Annotated in this window: 1 protein-coding gene; it reads right to left on the bottom strand. The window is 53.4% G+C overall.

What is annotated here, in order from left to right; translation table 11 throughout:
• Nucleotides 1-966 (bottom strand): TonB-dependent receptor plug domain-containing protein (locus tag BN93_RS15895; RefSeq protein WP_044261195.1); only part of this gene is annotated, 966 nt, incomplete at both ends.

Genomic DNA, 966 nt, shown 5'->3' with positions numbered 1-966 from the left:
TCTATCTCCATCTCGGCCATCCAGTGTCCGTTGGGGTCTACAACGGGGCTAGTGGGCCAGCGACGGGCAATGTTGTGGTAGAACAACTCAGACATATATTGCGGACGTTCGTAGTCTTTGCGTGTCCATTTGGTGGAGTATTCCATTCTTGCCCATTCGGCCAGCTGTGCGTTCATCTTGCCGTTGATGGTGTAACGGTTCAACTCGTCGTGTCCGTGGCGTATCAAACCGTTCTGTAACAGGTAGCCGGTGCTTACCAACCAGTTGAACTTGTCGTTTCCCCCACTCATGCTTAGGTTGTGTTGCGTAGAGGGAACATTGCTCTTGTAGTGCTCTTTAAACCAGTCGGTATTGGCGAATGCGCCCATATAGTTGGCCCATCTGCTGTCACCGGTAGACCTTATCGTACCATAATATTCGGGCTTTTTGGGGTCGGTGTACTCGCCGTTCATATATTTCTTTATTCGTTCAACTGTTTCGTCGCTGAACTGATGGGGCGCACCTGCGTTCTCGCTGCCCACGTTCATATAGTTGGCCCATTCCAAAGAGTTGGCCATTCGGGGTAGCTGCGTGGCTGTGCTGAAACGTAAGTCGCCCGAATAGTTCACCCTTACCTTACCGCTCTTGCCGCTCTTGGTTGTAATCAAGATAACACCGAAGGCGGCACGCGTACCATAGATGGATGCCGAGGCTGCGTCTTTAAGCACCGATACACTCTCGATGTCGTTGGGGTTAAGGGCGTTGATGTCGCCCTCTATGCCGTCGATAAGTACCAACGGACTGTCCGAAGAGCCATTGCCGATGGAGCCTGTTCCACGAATGCGGATGCCCATCGAGTTGTTCAGCTCGCCGCCGGCGTTGTTGGGCGAAAAGTTAAGGCCGGGAACAGCACCCTGCAAGGCCTGTGTGGCATTGGCTACGGGGCGGTTTTCGATAACCTCCGAACCAACCATGCTCACGGCTCCC

Origin of the sequence: Prevotella conceptionensis 9403948, from assembly GCF_000312305.1 — a bacterium.
GTDB lineage: Bacteria > Bacteroidota > Bacteroidia > Bacteroidales > Bacteroidaceae > Prevotella > Prevotella conceptionensis.
The sequence above is the reverse complement of the archived record's forward strand: the minus strand, read 5'-3'. Positions and strand labels throughout refer to the sequence as shown.